The sequence below is a fragment of the Gracilibacillus timonensis genome (assembly GCF_900086715.1).
GTDB classification, from domain to species: Bacteria; Bacillota; Bacilli; order Bacillales; family Amphibacillaceae; genus Gracilibacillus; species Gracilibacillus timonensis.
In genome coordinates this window covers 58,214-79,542 of sequence record NZ_FLKH01000010.1, presented here as the reverse complement: position 1 = coordinate 79,542, position 21,329 = coordinate 58,214, and the positions used below count along the sequence as shown (strand labels likewise).

General features: G+C 41.0%; 25 protein-coding genes and 1 riboswitch. Of the genes, 20 read left to right on the top strand and 5 right to left on the bottom strand.

The features are described 5' to 3' along the window. Positions 1-168: 168 nt before the first annotated feature. Positions 169-1,590 carry a glycoside hydrolase family 32 protein gene (locus BN6556_RS04295; protein ID WP_066187672.1) on the top strand — a complete coding sequence of 474 codons (1,422 nt, stop codon included), beginning with the start codon at positions 169-171 and terminating at the stop codon, positions 1,588-1,590. Positions 1,591-2,789: 1,199 nt separating this feature from the next. Beyond that, the gene (locus BN6556_RS04290; protein WP_066187669.1) at positions 2,790-3,461 is read left to right on the top strand and encodes a hypothetical protein; all 672 of its coding nucleotides are present in this window, start codon (positions 2,790-2,792) and stop codon (positions 3,459-3,461) included. Positions 3,462-3,593: 132 nt separating this feature from the next. Here BN6556_RS04290 and BN6556_RS04285 read toward each other — a convergent pair whose 3' ends face one another. Next, entirely contained in the window at positions 3,594-4,034 is a 441-nt protein-coding gene (locus BN6556_RS04285; protein ID WP_066187664.1) for a cell wall hydrolase, read from the bottom strand. Between the two features lie 177 nt (positions 4,035-4,211). After that, positions 4,212-4,553, bottom strand: a complete 342-nt coding sequence (locus tag BN6556_RS04280) for a hypothetical protein (protein ID WP_066187660.1) — start codon at positions 4,551-4,553, stop codon at positions 4,212-4,214. A gap of 138 nt (positions 4,554-4,691) precedes the next feature. Between BN6556_RS04280 and BN6556_RS04275 the strand changes: the two genes are divergently transcribed. The 8 genes from BN6556_RS04275 to BN6556_RS04245 all read left to right on the top strand — a co-directional run bounded on the left by BN6556_RS04275 (position 4,692) and on the right by BN6556_RS04245 (position 10,443). Then, the gene (locus tag BN6556_RS04275) at positions 4,692-5,468 is read left to right on the top strand and encodes an ABC transporter ATP-binding protein (RefSeq protein ID WP_066187658.1); all 777 of its coding nucleotides are present in this window, start codon (positions 4,692-4,694) and stop codon (positions 5,466-5,468) included. A gap of 21 nt (positions 5,469-5,489) precedes the next feature. Then, the gene (locus BN6556_RS04270; RefSeq protein ID WP_066187655.1) at positions 5,490-6,425 is read left to right on the top strand and encodes a bile acid:sodium symporter family protein; all 936 of its coding nucleotides are present in this window, start codon (positions 5,490-5,492) and stop codon (positions 6,423-6,425) included. Positions 6,426-6,519: 94 nt separating this feature from the next. Next, positions 6,520-7,059, top strand: coding sequence for a sigma-70 family RNA polymerase sigma factor (locus tag BN6556_RS04265; RefSeq protein WP_066187652.1), 540 nt, complete (start codon positions 6,520-6,522; stop codon positions 7,057-7,059). After that, complete coding sequence (locus BN6556_RS04260) at positions 7,034-8,422, top strand: DUF4179 domain-containing protein (RefSeq protein ID WP_161485670.1); 1,389 nt, start codon at positions 7,034-7,036, stop codon at positions 8,420-8,422. The genes BN6556_RS04265 and BN6556_RS04260 overlap by 26 nt, the downstream gene beginning before the upstream one ends. A 145-nt stretch (positions 8,423-8,567) precedes the next feature. Further along, positions 8,568-8,942 carry a DUF4870 domain-containing protein gene (locus BN6556_RS04255; protein WP_066187646.1) on the top strand — a complete coding sequence of 125 codons (375 nt, stop codon included), beginning with the start codon at positions 8,568-8,570 and terminating at the stop codon, positions 8,940-8,942. 93 nt (positions 8,943-9,035) lie between these two features. After that, on the top strand, positions 9,036-9,383 hold the full coding sequence (locus tag BN6556_RS04250) for a DUF1360 domain-containing protein (RefSeq protein ID WP_066187645.1): 348 nt from the start codon (positions 9,036-9,038) through the stop codon (positions 9,381-9,383). 249 nt (positions 9,384-9,632) lie between these two features. Beyond that, positions 9,633-9,794 carry a YtzI protein gene (ytzI, locus tag BN6556_RS21490; RefSeq protein WP_078059923.1) on the top strand — a complete coding sequence of 54 codons (162 nt, stop codon included), beginning with the start codon at positions 9,633-9,635 and terminating at the stop codon, positions 9,792-9,794. A gap of 226 nt (positions 9,795-10,020) precedes the next feature. Then, positions 10,021-10,443, top strand: coding sequence for an organic hydroperoxide resistance protein (locus tag BN6556_RS04245; protein WP_066187642.1), 423 nt, complete (start codon positions 10,021-10,023; stop codon positions 10,441-10,443). Positions 10,444-10,945: 502 nt separating this feature from the next. Here BN6556_RS04245 and BN6556_RS04240 read toward each other — a convergent pair. Together BN6556_RS04240 and BN6556_RS04235 are read right to left on the bottom strand one after the other, a co-directional pair. Beyond that, positions 10,946-11,254 (bottom strand): hypothetical protein, encoded by a 309-nt coding sequence (locus BN6556_RS04240; RefSeq protein ID WP_066187639.1) that lies wholly within the window; start codon positions 11,252-11,254, stop codon positions 10,946-10,948. 88 nt (positions 11,255-11,342) lie between these two features. Continuing rightward, entirely contained in the window at positions 11,343-12,542 is a 1,200-nt protein-coding gene (locus tag BN6556_RS04235; RefSeq protein ID WP_066188967.1) for a CynX/NimT family MFS transporter, read from the bottom strand. A 200-nt stretch (positions 12,543-12,742) separates the two neighbouring features. On the opposite strand from BN6556_RS04235, the gene lepB reads away from it, so the two are divergent. The 10 genes from lepB to BN6556_RS04185 all read left to right on the top strand — a co-directional run bounded on the left by lepB (position 12,743) and on the right by BN6556_RS04185 (position 19,646). Continuing rightward, the gene (gene lepB / locus BN6556_RS04230) at positions 12,743-13,291 is read left to right on the top strand and encodes a signal peptidase I (protein ID WP_066187636.1); all 549 of its coding nucleotides are present in this window, start codon (positions 12,743-12,745) and stop codon (positions 13,289-13,291) included. Positions 13,292-13,340: 49 nt separating this feature from the next. Next, positions 13,341-13,447: riboswitch (TPP riboswitch) on the top strand. Positions 13,448-13,573: 126 nt separating this feature from the next. After that, positions 13,574-14,269, top strand: a complete 696-nt coding sequence (gene tenA, locus BN6556_RS04225) for a thiaminase II (RefSeq protein ID WP_066187633.1) — start codon at positions 13,574-13,576, stop codon at positions 14,267-14,269. Beyond that, a complete protein-coding gene (gene thiD / locus BN6556_RS04220) occupies positions 14,262-15,086 on the top strand; it encodes a bifunctional hydroxymethylpyrimidine kinase/phosphomethylpyrimidine kinase (protein WP_066187630.1) in 825 nt (274 codons plus the stop codon). The genes tenA and thiD (BN6556_RS04220) overlap by 8 nt, the downstream gene beginning before the upstream one ends. After that, entirely contained in the window at positions 15,083-15,874 is a 792-nt protein-coding gene (thiM, locus tag BN6556_RS04215; RefSeq protein ID WP_066187627.1) for a hydroxyethylthiazole kinase, read from the top strand. Before thiD (BN6556_RS04220) ends, thiM begins: the two co-directional genes overlap by 4 nt. Beyond that, the gene (thiE, locus tag BN6556_RS04210) at positions 15,871-16,509 is read left to right on the top strand and encodes a thiamine phosphate synthase (protein WP_066187624.1); all 639 of its coding nucleotides are present in this window, start codon (positions 15,871-15,873) and stop codon (positions 16,507-16,509) included. Before thiM ends, thiE begins: the two co-directional genes overlap by 4 nt. A gap of 56 nt (positions 16,510-16,565) precedes the next feature. Continuing rightward, positions 16,566-17,090: a type 1 glutamine amidotransferase domain-containing protein gene (locus BN6556_RS04205; RefSeq protein WP_066187621.1), complete on the top strand. Its 525-nt coding sequence runs from the start codon at positions 16,566-16,568 to the stop codon at positions 17,088-17,090. Positions 17,091-17,197: 107 nt separating this feature from the next. Continuing rightward, a complete protein-coding gene (locus tag BN6556_RS04200; RefSeq protein WP_066187618.1) occupies positions 17,198-17,674 on the top strand; it encodes a DUF456 domain-containing protein in 477 nt (158 codons plus the stop codon). Positions 17,675-17,756: 82 nt separating this feature from the next. Then, on the top strand, positions 17,757-18,551 hold the full coding sequence (gene thiD / locus BN6556_RS04195; protein WP_066187614.1) for a bifunctional hydroxymethylpyrimidine kinase/phosphomethylpyrimidine kinase: 795 nt from the start codon (positions 17,757-17,759) through the stop codon (positions 18,549-18,551). A 161-nt stretch (positions 18,552-18,712) separates the two neighbouring features. After that, positions 18,713-19,141: a DUF4064 domain-containing protein gene (locus tag BN6556_RS04190; RefSeq protein ID WP_066187611.1), complete on the top strand. Its 429-nt coding sequence runs from the start codon at positions 18,713-18,715 to the stop codon at positions 19,139-19,141. Between the two features lie 139 nt (positions 19,142-19,280). Then, positions 19,281-19,646, top strand: a complete 366-nt coding sequence (locus tag BN6556_RS04185; protein ID WP_066187607.1) for a hypothetical protein — start codon at positions 19,281-19,283, stop codon at positions 19,644-19,646. 540 nt (positions 19,647-20,186) lie between these two features. Here the strand turns inward: BN6556_RS04185 and BN6556_RS04180 are convergent. Continuing rightward, positions 20,187-21,122, bottom strand: a complete 936-nt coding sequence (locus BN6556_RS04180; RefSeq protein ID WP_066187602.1) for a DUF4349 domain-containing protein — start codon at positions 21,120-21,122, stop codon at positions 20,187-20,189. Positions 21,123-21,329: the final 207 nt, after the last annotated feature.

Below are 21,329 nucleotides of genomic sequence, written 5' to 3'. Positions count from 1 at the left end.
TGCCGACTGCCACTAGAATGACCCTTTTTAGGAAATAACATGTCAACCGATTGACATGGTGCAGTTATTAATGGATAATATCAATGGAAGGGTGCAAGGATTTTAGTTGTGAAAACGTCGGTATTTCTAAACAACAGGCAATGAATAATAAGAAGGGAAGATAACAATATGCATTATCAAGAAGCTCGCCGTCCGCAGATTCATTTCACACCTCAAGAGAATTGGATGAATGATCCGAATGGACTGGTTTATTTCGATGGAGAATACCACTTATTTTATCAGCATAACCCAAACGGTAATAACCATGCCGATATGCATTGGGGACATGCGGTAAGCACGGACTTGTATCACTGGGAAGAGTTGGATATCGCTTTGGCACCAGATCATCTCGGTACGATTTTCTCTGGATCAGCGGTAGCAGACACTCATAATACGAGCGGTTTGTTTCAACAAGCCTCTGGTGGATTAGTCGCTATTTTTACACATGATCAAGAAGGGCATCAGCAGCAAAGTATTGCCTATAGTGAAGATAAGGGGAGAACATGGACAAAATATGAAGGAAACCCCGTGATTCCAAACACAGAGTTACAAGACTTTCGTGATCCCAAAGTAGCTTGGCATGAGGAAAGCGAGCAATGGGTCATGGTCTTGGCTTGCGGTGACCACGTTCAATTTTTTGGTTCACTAAATCTGATCGATTGGAAGCATCTATCCTCGTTTGGAAGGGAGTATCCATCAGATGATGGTGTTTGGGAATGTCCTGATTTAATCAAACTACCGGTAGAAGGAACCAATGAAAAGGAATGGGTATTAATTGTCAGCATCAATCCAGGCGGCCCTAACGGCGGATCTGCGGTATACTATTTCACGGGTACTTTTGATGGACAAATATTTCATCCGAACGAAGCAGCCAGCAATGCCTTGAAGTGGGCAGACGAGGGCAGAGACTTCTATGCGTCGATTACCTGGGATAATACGGAAGATACATATTGGATTGGCTGGATGAATAATTGGAATTATGCCAAAACAGCACCAGTTTCTCCGTGGCGCAGTGCGATGAGTTTAGTACGAAAAATCACCTTACAAAGACACCAAGATAATTATTTATTAAAACAGGAACCTGTGATATCGGTAGGTCCTGTCCGTGCAGAAAAAAACTCAGCGCTGACAATATCGGCAGGTGAGTCGCAGTCATATGATGTGACACCGTATGGCAGTGCGGAATTTTGTCTGGAACACCCAAGTGAGCAATGGGGATTCCAGCTGGTCAGTGATCAAAACGAAGTATTCCGTTTGGAAATCAATCAGGATGATGATAGCTACACCTTCTATCGTACGGAGGGACAAAGTGATTTCTCGCAAGATTTTGCCAGCGAAATTACCGGCGCCTTACACGGATTGAAGCTGGAACAAATATCAGCTATATGGGATAATTGCTCGTTAGAATTTTTTGCTAATGACGGTGTCGTAGTATCTACGAATTTGATGTTTCCATATGGGAAGATCCATGCGATCGAGTTATATAGCGTAAAAACAGAATTAGTTGTTAGCCAACTGACTATCAATGAGTTCCCATCGATTTGGAAATAAGCTTCTGGACAAAAGGAGAGCGTGTGTATGCACCTCTTCTTTTTTATAAGCAAGAAAATATACAATCCTTGGTATAATAGGACTTGGAATGATTTTGACCTTGAATGAACGAGAGTACCGATAAGATAGATTATGTTAAGTATCTAGTTCCATTATTCCATGTAGTAAAGTTGATTGTTTGTCAGTGCTAGGAAACGCTCTGGAAATAGGTTCCGCTAGGTAGTAGTACTACAATCGAATGACTGCTAAAATGTAGGATTCTAGGCACCATCATCATGCTAGATAAACTTATTGAGAGAATGATGCGATCATACATTGTGGTTTTTATAAATGAAAGAACCATTTTGTAGCGTGATCCATACGCAGTCGAAAAATCAGTTGATGATTTTCTCTTTTTGCTACAAAATTATTTAGGTGCTTAGAACGCTTCATCCTTGCAGTAACAACCATTGTTGTACGTATATCTAGCGGAGGGAATATGCGGAGACTCCTGTGGGACCAGGACGAGCTGAAGATCCACTTGTAAAAGTGCTCTTCTTTTGCAAGTTAGCTGAAGCCGGCCCCACGGAAAGCGCAGCATATTCCCGGAGCGCTCGCTTAGCACAAAAAAACGGACAAAGTCAACTGCCACATAAGGAGTCTACTTAACATAATCTATCTTATCGGCAGTTCATTAACTACTTTGAGTGGTCGATAAAGGACCGGGCTGGCTTTTTCCTATTTTTCTTATCAGATAAAAGATCTGCACGATGGAACGCATACATAAAATAACAGAAATAGGGTATAATAAAAAGAGGGTGCTATGCATATATGAGGTATGTGAGCGTCTATTGCTGTCCTGCTTAGCCTTTTTAAACAATTATATAAGGGTTGTAGTATAACTATCAGAAAACAGGTAAAGAAAGCACGAAAAAAACGAAATGAATAAAACGAAAAATGGGGATAGCATTCATAGATAGCACATGTTATACTTACTTTGAAAATCGCTAGATAAGGTTAATGAAAGTCTAGTCTAGAAGTTTTCTGTCGACTTAACTGCTTCAAAAAAAGCTCTTCTAAACAGCATTTTCTGATAAGCATTCCCTTGTTGGAATTTTACAGAAGGGCAGCTTGAAGCATGTTTAGTTTCAGCAAAAATAAGGGAATAGAATGTAGAAGTTACCTTGGATTTGGGGATTAATTTATCGAGGAGGGATTAGATGAATCTTTTTCAAGTAAGAAAAGGACAATTTGTTTTTTTTGAAAATGAGTTGCATAAAGTGTACTCTGTCAAACCAATGTTTAAAAAATCGGTCCATATGTATCGTATGAAGGACATGCAACAAGTGCTAACCACTGCAAAGGAAATCACGTTTTACCGTCCCAAACATAATGATACCTTCATCTTTTATGGGAAACGGTATACGATTGATCAATATGCCAAGCCCAAACCAGGGGATTATATTTTGATTGTCAAACCTACCCCTGATTATTTAGATCATTATTCTTTAAATGCCATTGAAAAAGTAGAAGAAGAAGAAAACGGGAATGTGATTACCACCAGAGATAATGGTGTGAAACACAGTGAATACGTAGTGATGGTGCCAGGCAAGGCAGAAGCAAGTCAAGAAATTGCCTATTTCGATAAAAGCCTTGTACCGGAAGAACAACAATTACGCGATGAGTCGATCTCGTATTTGGCAGAAAGTGATGATCAGTCGACATCCACTCCAGTTGTTGGGGATATTTATTTAGATATTCATAAAAATATGCGCGCTATGATTGTGGCCTCAACGGATAATGAAGTTATCTTTGGTCATGGTGACCGCGTACATGTCTCAGAGTTACTAGATGAAACAAGATATGAACTTATTCATCAATTCGATGACTAATAAAAGGATGAAAGAAAAACCGGGCAATGGAACAGCCCGGTTTTTCATATTAATAGAAATAGGTCCATGGTGCTCTCTTTAGAGATGCTAAGTGGGTCAGTTAACACGTCTCCCTTAATAACAACAACGTTATTATCCCCTATAAACACTTTCACATAGCCCAGCGGCTGGTTCATAAAAACAATGTTGTTTAAACTGACCCGAAAAGGGTTGGTCATACCACGTTGGAGGACACGGACCATATGGATTAAAGTACCAAAGGGCATATTGTGCGGGATGGTCTCTCCAATGTTCCAAATTTTGCCTTGCTAATCTTCGCTCGGATTCTCTGGCCCTTTGATAAAAGGTATTTCCTTTTTGAACCGCTTCAAATGAATAATTCCCACCTTGTACTTGAAAAATGACTTGTTCAATGGTTCTTACGTCATTAAAGTCCAGACAATCCGCTACCGCTCGGTTCACAATCACATTTCCCACATACAGCATTCCTTGTTTGCCTTCACCCACTGCTTCAGCTCTCATCATTCTTGCCATTAAATCAACGTCTGCATTTCGATAAGCTACTCTGCCCATTTTTTTCACCTCCCAACTATAAATATGAATGGAAGTCTGTAATCATGTCTTTTTGTCAGCCCAAAAGAATCTAACGGACAAAAAAACGCCGAATTGCGGAATTCTGTCCGTAAGAGCTTTGTGGTCTTATATACTGAAGAGAGAAAACGTGCGTGTCTCATTCAAAAACAGTGATCTTTATTGAAAAAAGGCACGCATGTCGTCTAGAAAGTTACCAATATCCTGAAGGGTAGCTATTATGTAATAAAACATTCCCAAAATCAAAAAGTTTCCCGCTGCTAAGCACAGCCCGAATATGGTCCAGCCTTTTGCTTCTTGTTTCCGAAACAATGCCCAACCAGCAAAAAACAAACCCACAAATGGAAGTGCCACTGTTAACTCCAGGAAAAATTCTAATAAAGAACCATCTAAGGTAGAGACAACACTAGGCATTAACAGTATCATCACTAACGAAATGGAACTAATGCTAAGAAAGGTATAGCTTACCCATGAGTAACGTTTTTCGATTTTCTCACCCATCTTATCTTCCTCCTCTTCCAGCTGATCCCATCGATAATAATCTCAGACAAGATGGCTTTTATCAGGCAAAACAGAAAGCAAATCACAACAAAAAAGCAATACTTAGATGTATACTAAATGAAGTAGGGAGGATTAGCAATGATTTTACATTTAGCAGGAGTTAGTTTAAAAAAAGATGGAAATTGGATATTAAAAAATATCGATTGGGATATAAATAAGGGAGAGAACTGGACCCTGTTAGGCCTAAATGGTGCCGGAAAGACGGCCATGTTACATATGCTTTGTTCCTATTATTTTCCGACAACAGGAGAGGTGGAAGTAGTCGACCGAAAATTTGGCCGCGATATCTTAGGTGAGCAGTTACGCCAACAAATAGGAATCGTCTCTTCTTCCTTAAAACAGAGAATGTATGGAACCGACAGTGCCTATCAGGTGGTGCTTAGCGGCGCCTTTGCCTCAATCGGCTTATATGAAACACCGACCGATGCCATGCGTGAAAAGGCACAGCAGATTCTCAAGGATCTCGACTGTTTTTCTTATGCAAATCGGGCTTATCGCACACTATCCCAGGGGGAGCAGCAACGTGTTTTAATCGGACGAGCCTTGATGAATGATCCTAAGCTGTTGATCTTAGATGAACCGACAAATGGCTTGGATTTTATTGCCCGCGAGCAATTGCTGACATCGATTGAGCAGATTAGTTCTGGCGAATCAGCTCCTTCGATTATTTATGTTACGCACCATGTCGAGGAGATCTTGCCTACCTTTAACAAAACATTGTTATTAAAAGATGGTGAGGTGTTTCAACAAGGAGCAACCAATAAAATGATTCAATCAGAGGTGCTGTCTGCCTTTTTTGAAATACCGGTAGAAGTGGATTGGTCGGAAGAACGGCCAAGATTGAAGAAGAAATAAGCTAACAGGAGTAAATGGAAGATGCTTAATAGATTTAATCAAATACTACAAAAAATCATGCCATTTATTGCCCCGACGAGCGTCGTGATAGGGGTGATTTTCGCAGATTTTTTTAACACATTCGAAGGTTTGGTTGTGTGGCTGTTTGCCTTTATGACATTTGCAGGTAGTCTCAGCTTGAATTTTATTGCTCTGTATCGTGTGATTACTCATCCATTATCGGTGATCATTGCCTTAGTGATTTTGCATATTGTCATGCCGCTTTGGGCCTTTTTGATAGGAACGATTGCCTTCCCTGGAGAAACAATGACCGTGATCGGTATTGTCCTGGCGATGGTAATCCCTACTGGTATCACGAGTTTTATTTGGGTGTCGATCAATAAAGGGAATGTCGCCTTAACCTTGTCGACGATCTTGATTGACACGATTATCTCCCCATTTGTTGTTCCATTCTTATTAACCATTTTCGCTGGGGCAACGGTGGAATTAGATGTATGGGCGATGATGTCCGGACTGGTGATGATGATTGTGATTCCATCCCTTGTGGCGATGATTCTGCATGAAATCTCTCATGGAAAAATACATGAGAAATGGAGTCCGAGACTGGCGCCATTTTCAAAATTGACATTGGCTGTAGTCATCATGATTAACAGCTCAATAGTAGCGGATTATTTAATAAATGTTGATTTTCATTTAATCAAAATAGCGATCATCATGTTTTTCGTTGCAGCTAGTGGTTATTTCCTGGCATGGTTGATGGCAAAATGGTTGAAACGGACACAGGCGGATGTGATTTCCTTAACGCTTAGCAGTGGAATGCGAAATATCAGTGCAGGAGCGGTTATTGCCGTACAATATTTCCCTGGACCGGTGGCAGTCCCTGTAGTGGTAGGGATGTTGTTTCAGCAGGTATTAGCTTCTTTATATAGTAAATTATTAAGCAAGACGACGGGCTAGGAGCGGATTCTTAGCCCTTTTTAGTGTGGTTTATTATTTTTTTGAAACTTTTTGGCTGGTTGATGGCTCTAATCATTAGAAAGGAGGTAGTGAATTGAAGGATATCAAACTCGTAAAGAAGGCAATCAAAGGAAACCAGAAAGCACTGGAACGGTTGCTGCGGCAAGAAAGTGACAAATTATACAAGACGGCCTTTCTCTACGTACATAATCAGCAGGATGCATTGGATATCCTACAAGAAACGACTTATAAGGCGCTTATTTCCATCGGACAATTAAAGCAACCTGCCTATTTCTCTACTTGGCTAACTAGGATTTTGATTCATACGGCATATGATGTCATAGACCAGCAGAAAAAGTTGATTTATGAAAGCGGTCATTTGGAGAATTTGTCGGTTGATTATCAAGAAGAATGGGAAGCTAAGTTGGATATACAGACGGCTATTGCCAGCTTAAACAAAGAATATCAGTCCGTTATCATTTTATTTTATTATCACGATTTACCGATTGAGCAGATCGCTAGCATACTGGAATGTCCGGAGAATACGATCAAAACCTACTTGCGGCGGGCAAGGATCGAGTTGAAAAAACGAATGGAAGGAGATGGATATGATGCAAAAAGATCATTTTTATAAAGAAATCGATCCCATGGATGTCCCTGAAAAAGAGGTATACCAAGCAATTCGACAAGGATTAGTACGGGGACGAGAAGAGGTCAAACGATCTCAATCAAAGTGGAGGTTGAAAATCGCTGGTAGTCTTTCTGTAGCGGTAATCATTATTTTTTTGTTAGCTGGTTTTGTTTTTGCTCCCATATCTTATGCCTTGTCTCATGTTCCGTTGCTGGGGATGGTGTATGACAAATTGGGGTTGCAAATTGGTTATCAATTATTAGAAAGTGATCTTGTCACGGAGTTGAATCAATCTGCTAGTAGCAATGGTATCGATATGACGATAACTAGTGCCTATTATGATGAGAATATCGTCGGGTTAACCTTTCGAGCAGAAGGTGATCGCGTTAAACTAGGGGGAAGTGAAGCAGAAACAGATTACAGCTACCATATTTTTGATGAGTCAGACCAGAGTGAGTGGTCTGCCACTTTGACGCCTTTGCAGGAAACAACAGATGGCTATACGGGGGCAATTGAGTGGATGCCACCTGCCGAAAGCTCAGCGTGGTCGAGCATACCCTTAACCTTTACCGATATAACGGGAGTTAAGGGGGAGTGGCATTTTGATGTGCCGCTGACTTATTATCCGTCAGAAGAGCTGACGATTGACTCATCCTATGAACTGGCTGAAGGCTATCGCTTAGACATGGAGATGATTGCCAATGGTAAGGTAACATCTACCTTTTATTATACGAGTATGGTCCCAAATGAAATGGATGAGGTGCGATTGACGGTCTTTGATGACAAAGGGGAACGATTCATGAAAGCACTCGTCGAACCACTAGCGACTGAGGTAGAAGGGGAGTCGATCAGGCAGGAAACACGAGAATTATTCCGCAGTACGATTAGCGAAGAGGCCGCTTATTTAGAGATTCATCCTGTTATTGTGCAAGATGAAGTAGACACTGTTGTTTCTCTGGATCAAGCGTTGCCATTTACTGCAGAAAGCAACCGGTTTGATTATGGGATAATGATAAAGGATATTCAACAAAAAGAAAATACGTTAACGATGGATTATGAATTGGAGCAGGCAACGAATGTGAAAAGAGACTTCACCGATAATTTTGCACGATTTATTCAATTAATTCATCAAGATCATATGGTAACCGGAGAGAATGGTGAGATAGATAAACAGGAAACATTGGGCCATACGATTCTAAGTGAAGAGACGCGCTTAATAGAGAAGAACACACTGCATTATCGATCGACTTTCACTTTGCCAGATGAGGCCTATCAAGATTATCTAATAACCATTCCATTTGGTACATTGCAGTCAAATGCGGAACAGCAACATCTAGACCCAATTCGTATCGAGCTTCCTGAATAACAGATAAGAGCTATAAGATGATTCTTATGGCTCTTATTTGATCGATAATTAAGAAAATAATTGCGTTTTTACATCAGAATCAGTACACTACTAATGACAAGATATTTAATAAGAAATTAATAAAAATAAAAGGAGAGTGAAAGAAATGACTAATGGACAGTTACCAGAAGAAAAAAATAATGAAACAGGCAAAACATCGGGAGGCTTAGACCAGAACGTAGCAGGTTTGTTAACTTATTTAGCAGGTGCGATTACGGGAATCATTTTTTTAATTATTGAAAAAGAAAATCGCTTCGTTCGTTTTCATGCGATGCAGTCGATATTTGTTACTGTCGGTCTCTTTATTGTGTCGTTTGTACTTGGACTTATTCCGATACTTGGTTGGTTATTATTATTATTTATCGGACCGTTAACCCTTGTCTTATGGATCGTATTGATGGTACAGGCGTATCAGGGGAAATATTTCAAACTGCCGTGGATTGGTGATATGGCAGAGAAACAAGTGGATAATATGAAATAAAAAAACACACCCTTTCGTGTGTTTTTTTCATTCATGAATCAACCACTGCTCACATAATATAGGATAAAGAAGAAAAGTAAAGAGGGTGCAGCAGTGATTACATGGTTATCCTTATTGATTTTATCCTTAGCAGCGTTTCGATTAACACGCTTGATTGTATATGATAAGATTACTGGATTTATTCGGGCGCCATTCTTTGAGGTGGAGGAAAAATGGCTCGACGATGGAACGGTAGAAGAGACAGTAACCTTTAAAGGGAGAGGGTTAAAGCGTTGGATTGGCGAGTTACTACGCTGTCATTGGTGTACAGGGATTTGGACAAGTTCTTTTTTATGTCTTGGTTTTTACGCCGCGCCCTCTATTTTTACCCCGATCATGCTTATTCTCGCGGTAGCAGGGGCCGCTGCTATCGTGGAGGTAGTTATATCCTATTTTATTTAACGTCCGTATCGTTTTTTCGATTTATCTTTTTTTATGTTGGAACTACCGCATCCACATGATTTCTTTGGTCTTGCCTTTTTGCGCTTGGTTACAGATGTTTGATTCATACCTTCCACTCCTTTATCTTAAATGAGAAGCCTTCACAGCTTATCTTATGAACGGGATAACGAAGAAGTGCGGGCAGTATCTAAGAGTGGGTAGATATGATATAATGGAACCCACTTATTCGGAATAAAGGAAGGTGTACACATGTGGGTAGTTATCTTAGTATCTGCAGCTTTTGTTATTCTGGTGCTGGTTTTATCACTCTTAACCTTAAATAAAGGCTATGGATATAAGCATACGGTTGACCCTTTGCCAGATGAAGAGAAGCAGAAGGATGAGGAAAAAGAAAGTGACCAGGAAGAATAAAGGTTACTTTCTTTGTTTTTTTATGGAGAAAACCGATTGGTGATTTCACTGAACGGAAATCTAATAGCACGAGGCAAACCACTTACCAATAATCGATTCTTCTGATAAATTCCTCCACTCTTTTGATTTTCTATGTTTAAATTTGTAGAAGAAAAGGAATAGTACGGATAGGGTAAATAGTATAGAACAAATATGATGTTCAAATTAATAAAAAGGAGTGGATAGAGTGAGTAAAGTATTTTTTACTTCAAAAGCAACAGCAAAAGGCGGTCGTGACGGTTTCGCTAAATCGGATGATGGTATCATTGATGTGAATCTAGTCAACCCTGCTGGTGGTGAAAGTAAGGAGAAAGGCTCTAATCCAGAACAACTATTTGCGGCAGGTTATTCGGCATGTTATGATGGTGCCTTGAATCTGATGGCCTCCAATGCCAAGAAAGACATCGATTCTACGACATCCGCAGAAGTGAGCCTGATGCAAGATGAAGCAGACGATGGTTTTAAGATAGGGGTTGTCTTGAACGTGGAGATTAAAGGTGTTTCCCAAGCAGAAGCAGAAGATCTCGCTAACCAAGCGCATGAATTCTGCCCTTACTCAAAGGCAACTAGAGGAAATATCGATGTAGAATTAAACGTAACAACCGGTTAAGGATATAAATAACAAAAGGCGTGGGCATTTGCTCACGCCTTTTCACTGAGTATTCATAAGGAAAATCGGGCAAACGCTGCCCGGTCCTTTATCGATCACTCAAAGTAGTCATGGCTTGCTTATTTGCAGAATGTTAGTGCCCTGAGTTCTTCATCCTCACAGTCCAATTGATTGTAGCACTATTTCCCAGCGAAGAAAATAGGTGTAGACTCCATAGAGGTTCGCAGGCTAAGATTGTAACCTCTTGGGACTGCGGTTACTAACCCGGACGTTTTTTTATTGCCCTTTTATAAAAAACTAGCATTCACTCAAAATCTGAGCGAATGCTAGTTTTTTCCATAAACCATTAAAAGGCTTAATGATGTTTAAAATAATCACTGAATGCATGGAAAATTTCAATCCCTTGATACAACCATACACTCAAAGCAGCAGTGGAAAACAATCCAATCATAAAAATCCGAAACCACATCATGAGTTATTCCTCCTTCTTTTTTTGGCATGCTTATGAGGAATGTCTGCATGTGATCAGATAATTAGATTGATAAAAGACTGCCAGCAAATGACCATTGCCTAGTAGTGAAGAAGGAACGATACATACCAACAATATCAAGAATAATGTGTCATAGCTAACTGCTGTATTCGATAATAAGCTGGCATCCATGGCAGGATCACTATCATCTATTTGTTGATAATAGTAATCTGTGCTATCGGTTAGCTCTGCAGAAACCAAAGCCGTTCCTTCATGATGATCAGCTGTCAAATAGGGAGAAATAATAAACAATAAGCCAATGGCAATCATCCAATGTTTCATCCGTTTATCTCTCTCCTTCATATATTCCTAATTATGTCTATGATTATACGCCCTTTTTTGTGCAGGATAAAGTGGTTTGCTTGCAAGCTCACTCTTCCAAGACGTTTTTATTCCTGCTCGCTCCCAAACCAAAGCTTATCATGACGAGGGTCAGGATTGTAATCGTCACAATCGATGGCTTCCAGGAATGGGTGATATCAAACAGAAAACCGATGGCAATGGGACCAACGGCCGCCAATAAATATCCGAAGGACTGGGCCATGCCTGATAACTCGGCAGCCTGTTTAGCCGTTGTGGTCCGGAGTCCAAGCAGAGCCAGCGCTAAGCTGATGCTGGAGCCAAGCATAAGTCCAATTAAGGTAACTGCAATCGAGGTGCCAATTATACCTGGGTCAAAATAGAGAAGCGCATATCCAATTGCGCCGCAAAGGCCAAAGATGACGACCAATGGCTGTTGGTTAGGAATCCTACCTGCAATCACCGGTGTAAAAAACGTTGCCGGTAAACCAATAAACTGCATATAAGCGACATACCAACCTGCAGTAGAGGCACTATAGCCATGGGAAATGAGGATTTCCGCCAGCCAAGAAATGGTGACGTAAAATACAAATGATTGTAACCCCATAAATACGGTAACCTGCCAAGCGATTGGTGAACGCATCAATTTTCCGCGCTTTGGTTCCATTAATTGCTGTTCCTGTGTTTTGGAACGGAGCTTGATGACGATAGACCAGACAATGATCCCTGCGACAGTGAGTATACTCCAGCTAGTTAACGACCACTGCCATCCTAAGTCTAAGGACACCGTCAATGGTACACTTACACCAGATGCTGTAGCTGCAAACATGGACATCGAGGTCGTATATACGCCAGTCATCAATCCAACTTTTGCTGGGAAACTACTCTTAATTAGACTAGGTAACAGCACATTAATAATCGCAATACCTACTCCGATCAAGGCTGTTCCAATAAATAACAGCGCAATAAGGGAAGTCGATCGTATCCAAATCCCAACAAGTAATATTAGCAAACCATATAATAAGGCCTTTTCATTACTTGCTTTATTTGCAATTCTAGGTGCCAACGGGGACATAAAGGCAAAGGCTAACAAAGGCAGACTGGTCAGAAAACCAGCTAACCCGTTGCTGATGGCAAGATCTTCTCGGATAATCCCGATAATAGGCCCTACCCCAGTAATGGCTGGACGAAGGTTAAATGCTAATAAAATAATACCAGCAACCATCAAAATAGATAGGTAGCGTTTATTGGTTTGTGAAGAGGTTTCCATTTTTTTCACCTGATTTTCTTTGTATTTATTTCTGTCAGAGCCAATCATCTCGATTTCCAACAAGTTAGATCATGATATTTACCTAGGACATACAGAATATGTTAAACTATTTGGTAGTATTTTAGATGGATTTGCATTACAATAGAATAACATATAATAATGGTTAGAGGAAGTCTCAATCGGAAGAAAGAAGGTCAATTATGGAGAGCAAAGTATGGCAGGAGATCTTTTCATGGATACGAGCGATTTTGGTAGCACTATTGATTGTGCTGGTCTGTCGCTACTTCTTGATCACTCCGTCGATCGTCAAGGGAGAGTCGATGATGCCCAACTTGGAAGACGGGGATCGTATTATTTTAAGCAAAGTAAGCACGATTAATCGTTTTGATGAGGTAGCTTTTAAGGCTCCTGATTCAAAGGATAATTATGTGAAGCGAGTGATTGGTTTTGAAGGGGATACGATTTCCATGGAAAATGATCAACTCTATATTAATGGTGAACTACACGAAGAGCCTTATTTAGCAGAAACAAAAGCAGATTTACCAGATGAGGTACACTTAACCGGTAATTTCACTCTAGAAGACTTGACCGGGGAAAAAACAGTTCCTGAGGGAAAGGTGTTCGTGTTGGGAGATAATCGCCGTGTAAGTAAGGATAGTCGTGAATTTGGCTTCATTGATGAAGATGCCATTATTGGCGATGTTAAAATGAGGATTTGGCCGATTGAATCATTTGGTATTATTCCTTAACTTGACATCAAGTCTTATCCATGATTAAGTAAAAGTAACTTCATAATTGATATTCCGCTAGGGGTGCTGTGACAACAGCTGAGATAAGAATGTTTTCTTGATCCCTTAGAACCTGAACTGGTTAATACCAGCGTAGGGAAGTGGAGCAGGATGGTATATGGGATAAATATACCTTGTATTTGATGAATCAATGATACGAAAACCGCTCCGCTTTTATTAGTGGGGCGGTTTTTTTTGCATGTCAATATGAGGTTATCATTTAAAAAACAGGAGGGAAACGAGATGACATTTAGTGAAGAATTACGAGCAGCAGCAGACGATATTTATCAAGGGATTTTCCAACATCCTTTTGTAGTGGGTATTGGAAAAGGGGATTTGCATAAGGAAGCGATTATCCACTATGTCAAGGCGGATTATGAATATCTTAATGCCTTTATCAATATCTATGGGATCGCGATCGCTAAGGGTGATACAAGAAAGGAAATGGCCTATTTCCATGAGAAGATCAGCTTTATCCTTCATAGTGAGATTCATCCGCATCACAACCTTTGTCAGGTGGCGGGAGTTCATTATGATGACTTACAAGGATACCCTTTACCACCATCTGCTCATCATTATGTTACGCATATGAAAAGTGTGGCGCAGCAAGGAAGTATGGGAGAACTAATCGCCGCATTGCTTCCTTGTCCATGGACTTATTTGGAGATCGGGCAGCATTTAAATGAGGTGTATCAGCCAACAGAAGATCACCCATTCTATGACTGGATTCAATTTTATGCCAATCCGGAAACAGGTTCCATTACCACCGAACTATGTCAACGTTTAGATGAGTGGGCGGAAGGGGTAAGGGAACAGGAGAAGGAAAAAGCGAAACAAGCCTTTATTAAAAGTTGTCAGTTAGAATATCTGTTTTGGGAAATGGCCTATCAAGTAGAGGAGTGGCCGTTTGCTTTAGAAGGGAGACCAACGAATGAGTAAAGTAGCTTCTGCATTAACCATAGCGGGTACCGATCCAACCGGGGGTGCTGGTATCCAGGCGGATCTAAAGAGCTTTCAAGAACGGGAAGTATATGGCATGAGTGTGATAACTTCTGTAGTAGCCCAAAATACGCTAGGTGTTCAAGAAGTACGGCATTTAGATGTGGATTTTATTGAAAAGCAGCTAGACATGGTATTAAACGATATTTCACCGCAAGCGATAAAAACAGGTATGATTGCAACGGTAGCGATGATGGAGCGAATTGCTCAAAAGATAGAGACTGCTGATAAGCCTTATGTTATAGATCCTGTCATGGTAGCCACCAGTGGAGATTCTTTAATGGATGAGGCTTCCAAACAAGTGATTCGTGACCAGCTTGTACCACTCGCGTCTGTTGTCACGCCGAATATTCCGGAGGCAGAGACGTTGGTAGATTTCAAAATAACGAATAGTCAAATGGCAGAAAAGGCAGCTAAGGTGATCGTGAAAGAGCTGGGTGCAGCAGCAGCTGTTATTAAGGGCGGTCACTTAGCCGATGAACCAACGGATATCCTTTATGATGGCGTGTCTTTCGAGTATCTCAAGGCCAAGCGAGTGAATACGAAGCACACACATGGAACAGGATGCACGTTTTCGGCAGTAATTACGGCCGAATTGGCAAAAGGAAAATCGATTAAAGAAGCAGTACAGCTAGCCAAAGCATTTATTACGGATGCTATTCAATATCCATTAGAGCTTGGTAAGGGGAATGGTCCAACCAATCATTGGGGACACCGGTTGCAAGGATTACCTTATCAAAGAGAGGAGTTATCATGAAACACTTAATGGAACAAGTTCGTCAGGAACAGCCTCTTATTCATAATATAACTAACCAAGTCGTGATGAATTTTACAGCAAATGGTTTGTATGCTGTTGGCGCTGCACCGGTAATGGCGCATGCCAAGGAAGAAGTAGAAGAGATGGCCCAGCAGGCAAGCGCTCTTGTCTTAAATATTGGTACCCTGACACAAGAACAAGTGGATGCGATGATTTTGGCGGGGAAGACGGCCAATAAAGCAGGAGTTCCCGTTGTATTTGATCCTGTTGGTGTAGGGGCAACCGCATTTCGTATGGCATCTGCTGAACGAATTTTACAAGAAGTGGATCTTGCCTGTATTCGCGGAAATGCTGGTGAGATAGCAAGCTTGGCTGGAGTAAAGACAGAAGTGAAGGGAGTAGAGGGTGCGCAAGATTTACCAATGAAAGAGATTGCGCAACAAGGTTTTGACCGTTTGCAGGTTCCATTAGTGATTACCGGTGCGCAAGATGTATTGATTAATCGAGAGCAGCTAATCGTCATTAGTAATGGGCACCCCTTATTAACCAAGATTACTGGTGCGGGATGTTTACTGACGGCTGTAGTAGCCGCTTTTATTACGGTGGAGGATGATTTATTAGAAGCGGCAGCAGCGGCGGTGAGCTATTACGGAATAGCAGCTGAAAAAGCGGCTGAACGAAGTAACCATCCTGGCAGTTTTCAAGTATCTTTCTTAAATGAGTTAAATCGTTTGAGTGTAGAGGATATCGTGAATAATCAACGAATAGAGCGAGGTACAAGTGGATGAGGCAAGAATTATTACAGGTTTATTTTATTATGGGCAGCAACAATACCACAGAAGACCCACTTCATGTGTTAGAACAGGCGCTGCAGGGTGGCATTACTATGTTTCAATTTCGTGAAAAAGGGCAAGAGGCACAAACAGGTGCAGTAAAGCAGCAGCTGGCTAGGGAAATGAAGGCCTTGTGCTATCGTTATCAGGTTCCTTTTATCGTGAATGATGAAATTGATCTTGCTTTGGAAATTGGCGCAGATGGGGTGCATGTCGGGCAGGATGATATGCCGATTCAAGAGGTACGAGCCCGAGTGCCAGGCGATTGGCTGATTGGGGTTTCCGCAACGAATGCAGCAGAGGCAGTACAGGCCAAACAAGATGGGGCTGACTATATCGGGGTGGGTCCTATCTATGCGACGAGTACGAAAGAAGATGCCAAACAGCCCATTGGTGAACATGGTGTGCGTGCGATCCGGGAACAAATTGGCGCGCTTCCGCTGGTGGCGATTGGCGGTATCCAACAGAGACACACATCTTCCTTGATTGAGGCTGGTGTTGACGGTGTTTCGATCATTACAGCGATTAGTCAAGCGACTGATCCCAAACAAGCAGCCGCTGCCTTTCGCGCCTCTTTTACAAAAGAGTAATCATTCGATCGAGCTTGTCTGTTTCTGATACACTATGGGAAAGAGGAGGTAAACAGATGCGATTAAAGGATAAAAAAGTGATAGCGTTAGTAGATGAGGAATTCGAGGATTTAGAACTATGGTATCCTGTTATGCGGCTTCGTGAAGAAGGAGCGGCTGTTGATTTAGTAGGGAAAGAAGCTGGCAAAACCTATATGGGTAAATATGGTGTGCCGGCACAATCCGACTTAGCCTTTACCGAGGTGGATGCTGAATCCTATGATGGTATTCTTGTACCGGGTGGCTGGGCACCGGATAAATTAAGGCGCTATCCTGAAGTGTTGCAAATGGTGCGTCATATGCATGAGACGAAGAAACCAATTGGTCAGATTTGTCATGCTGGCTGGGTACTGATATCAGCAGGAATTTTGCGTGGCGTCAAGGTCACCAGTACACCAGGGATTAAGGACGATATGACCAATGCAGGTGCTTTTTGGAAAGATGAAGCAGTAGTTGTTGATGGTCATATTATTTCCAGCCGTCGTCCACCTGATTTGCCACCATATGCTAAGGCATATGCCGACGTATTAGCCGGAGAATAAGCAAACCAGTGAAGGATCTTGCAGTCAGTTTCTGCAAGGTCCTATTTTTCCTTTTACACTTTTTCAAGTATAATGAAAGAGACTAAAATGAAGAATGGAGAATCACAGTGGAAATACTATGGTGGCTGATTATCATTATTTGTTTTGTCTTGGCATTTGCCGGGATTATCTTTCCGATTATTCCGTCTGTTTTGGTGATGTGGGTCGGTTTTCTTGTTTACCAATTCACGCTGACTTCTGAGAATATCGGAACCATTTTTTGGATTGCGATGGCGATTTTAACCGTTATTCTAATTGCCTCGGATATTATTGCCAATAGTTATTTTGTCAAAAAGTATGGCGGCAGTAAGGCGGGAGAAAGAATAGCAGCCGTCGGGGTTATTGTTGGGTCGTTCATCGTGCCTCCTTTTGGTATTATTATCGTGCCATTTGCGTTAGTTATCATTACCGAACTTCTGCAAAAGAAGAGCCTGCCAGAAGCAAGCAGGGCTGCCTTTGGTTCCTTTATCGGCTTTTTGAGTGGTAACTTAGCGAAAATAGTGATTCAGCTTATGATGGTGATCTGGTTTTTTATCGTAGTGTAATGGGCAATGATCCACATCAAGTATAGAGTGGGGAGACCTCTCCACCCTATGAAGTTTTACATTTAGGATAGAGGTGCAAGAAATGAAGCGAGTATTATCGATTGCCGGTGCAGCAGCACATGGAAGCGCGGGGATTCAAGCCGATTTAAAAACTTTTCAAGAATGCGATGTGTACGGTATGGCAGCCATCACAGCAATCGTAGCCAATAATCCCCACACAGAAAAGGGTATATTTATTCAAGATAAAGAGGCAATCGCTGCCCAATTTTATGTAGCAACAGAAAAGGTAGGCATTGATGCTGTTAAATTAGGGATGCTTTTTTCGACAGAGGTGATCGAACAGGTAAGTCGTTTATTGCGGGATATAAAGGTTCCTTATCTTGTTGTTGACCCAGTGATGATTGGTAAGATGGGTTCTCAGCTTTTGGCAGATGACGCGATTGAAGTGATTAAAGAGACGATTTTTCCGCAAGCTACTATTATTACGCCCAATCGTTTAGAGGCAGAGAAACTGCTAGGACGACCTATTTCTAACTCCTTGCCAGAGTTGAAGCAAGCTGTTATCGACCTATACAATTTTCAACCACAGTCTGTTTTATTAAAGGCCGGTATCGTGGATGGGGAGGCGATCGATTTGTATTATGATGGCCAGTCCATTGAGTTGTTTCAGACCCCTGCTATTGATACGAAACATACGAGTGGGGCGGGTTGTACTTACGCTGCATGTCTAACGGCAGAATTAGCTAAGGGCACTCCGGTGCTTCAGGCTATTGAAATCAGTAAACAATTTGTCTATGCCGCGATTAAGCATGCTGTATCTTTTGGTGAGGGTGTGGGTTCTGTGCGACATGGAGCACTCAGGCAAAAAGAATTTTGATAAAAATGAAACGTATCAATGCAGAGATTCGTATATTAATAGGAATAAGAGCTTGATAAAGACAATATCTTTTCAATATGGTATATTGTCATATAGGTTTCTTATCATAGAAGTATGGCAATTCTACATACATTATAAAAAACAGTAAGGGAGTTGAAAGGATGAAACGAACGGTAGAGGTAGTGTTAACAGTAATTGGTGCCGTTGTTTACGCATTTGGTGCACTCTTTGGAGGATTATTTCGGATGATGGATAGTAATCCGGAGTTTATGGACGAGGCGATGCGCCAAGATCCACAATTGGAGGGGACTCAAGAAGAGGTTAATGCCGCGTTTGAGCTACTTGGTTCACTTGGTACTTTCTTGATTGTTGTCTCGATCATTGCCATTATTGCGGGTATTATCGCTTGTATCTTATACAAAGGAGATAACAAACCAAAGATTGCAAGTATTATTGTGCTTGTTATTGGTGTCATTTCTACATTAATTACATTTGGTTTGGGCATCTTTGCTGGTATTTTCTATGTAATCGCCGGTATCATGGGCTTAGTCCGTAAGCCGAAACCTGAAGTGAATATGGAACAGTATTAAGGAAGTGAAAATGCAGATGCGATAAAGGCAATCTGCATTTTTTTATAACAAGATAAGACGTAGTTGGTAGGGGATAGGTGGGATTAAAATAAGTAGAAAATGGGAAGTTGTCGCTATCATGGTTGGAATGATTGTCTAATTGGTATTTTATTTCACGCTGGTGCTGCACGAAGGAATGGAAGCAGGCTACCCACAGAAAAATAATGAGTTATCACGTGGTATCGAGATTTTATTTATTGTAATCGGTGTAACGATTGGTAGTGTGCTGGTTGCTATCATCTCCAGCTTGATGTTTCGAAAAAACAAAAAGCCAATCGCTGCCAGTATCCTGCTCATTCTCTTTGCCATTATCTCCACCATGCTCACATATGGCACAGCTATTTTGGGAGGTATCTTCTATTTGATAGCTGGATTTATGGGAATAAAACGGAAAGCAGAAATAACACAGCCCCGTAGTGATTTCTTACGGATAAAAAATGATGCAATGGCGAAATGTTGTCCGTAAGAATGAATCTAACAGACAAAATTAAGTGCAATGGCGAAATGTTGTCCGTAAGAATCGATCTAACAGACAAAAATTAGTGCAATGGCGAAATGTTGTCCGTAAGAATCGATCTAACAGACAAAATTTAGTGCAATGGCGAAATGTTGTCCGTAAGAATCGATCTAACAGACAAAATTAAGTGCAATGGCGAAATGTTGTCCGTAAGAATGAATCTAACAGACAAAAATTAGTGCAATAGCGAAATGTTGTCCGTAAGAATCGATCTAACAGACAAAAATTAGTGCAATAGCGAAATGTTGTCCGTAAGAATCGATCTAACAGACAAAAATTAGTGCAATAGCGAAATGTTGTCCGTAAGAATGAATCTAACAGACAAAAATTAGTGCAATAGCGAAATGTTGTCCGTAAGAATGGATCTCGCGGACTGGAGAGCGCAAATCCCGCTCCCGAGTCCATAAGAATCGCACCATCTTATTCACGAAACAATAAATCCATCCCACATCCCCATAATCTTTAACACCATCCTGCTCAGCATAACCATCATTTGCTCTGGTCCGTTCCTACTGCTTTTTTTCTAAACTTGCGAATCAAGAAATATAGCATGCCTAAAACAATCACAAGTAAACCAATCACGGGTAGATTGCCGATAACAAAGATAAATACACCAGAAGCAAAAGATAACAGTGCTCCTACACTATTCATAAATTGTTCTTTCGTTTTATCCCAAGTGCTAGCCGATTCTTCTTGCACAGACGGTAACGAAACATTGCGTTCTGTTAAATGAAGATCAATCGTGGCATAGTCGGATTGGTTTTCCAGGTAATTCATTTGTCCCTTAAGCTGCTCGATTTCTTCTTGAACGGCAGCTAAATCATTGGATATCTGCAATAAATCCTCGGTTTTTTCTGCCTCTTCCATAAAAGATAATAAGCGTTCTTCGACTACCTCTTTGGAAGATAGACGTGCTTCTAGGTCAACATAGCTTTCCGTTACATCCTCACCGTTTACTGATTTATCCAGTATATGAACGCTTCCTTCTTCTATTGTTTCCATAAATGCTTCAAAGTCCGCTGCTGGGATACGCAAAGTCATCGTTGCCACACGGTTATCCTCGCCGGATTGATTCGACAGGCTGGAATGCACTACATATCCCTGATACGATTCAGTCTCTTCCTCGACAAAACGAATGGCCTCATCGAATTGATTTGTTTCCAGACTCAAATTGGCGTGATAAATAATTTTACGCTCAGTCATTTCTTCAATGGGTCCTTCCGTTGGTTGTTCCTCCATCTCTTCCGTATCCGTGGCTTCTTCATTAGCGTCACTTGGTGATAATTCTTCTGCTCGATCAGCAGCGTTGTCCAAGGCTATTTCGTTATTTTCACTAATCGCTTCTTGCTCGCTAGTGTCTTCTTGATCTTTAGAACAAGCAGCCAATAAGCCAATAAATAATAAGATAATCATGACTTTTTTCATACCATAGAATCCTCCCTTATGCGATATTAGTTATATAATAGACGCTCTCTTTACAAAAAGGTTACAATGTTACTGAATTTATTTTTATTCACCATTCTGTATAAAACAGCTATCACTGGAAAGGACGTTCAAAAAGTCGTAATATTTAAACGAGATATAGAATTTTTTTAATGAATTTAAGTTTAACACTTGAATTATTATACTTAA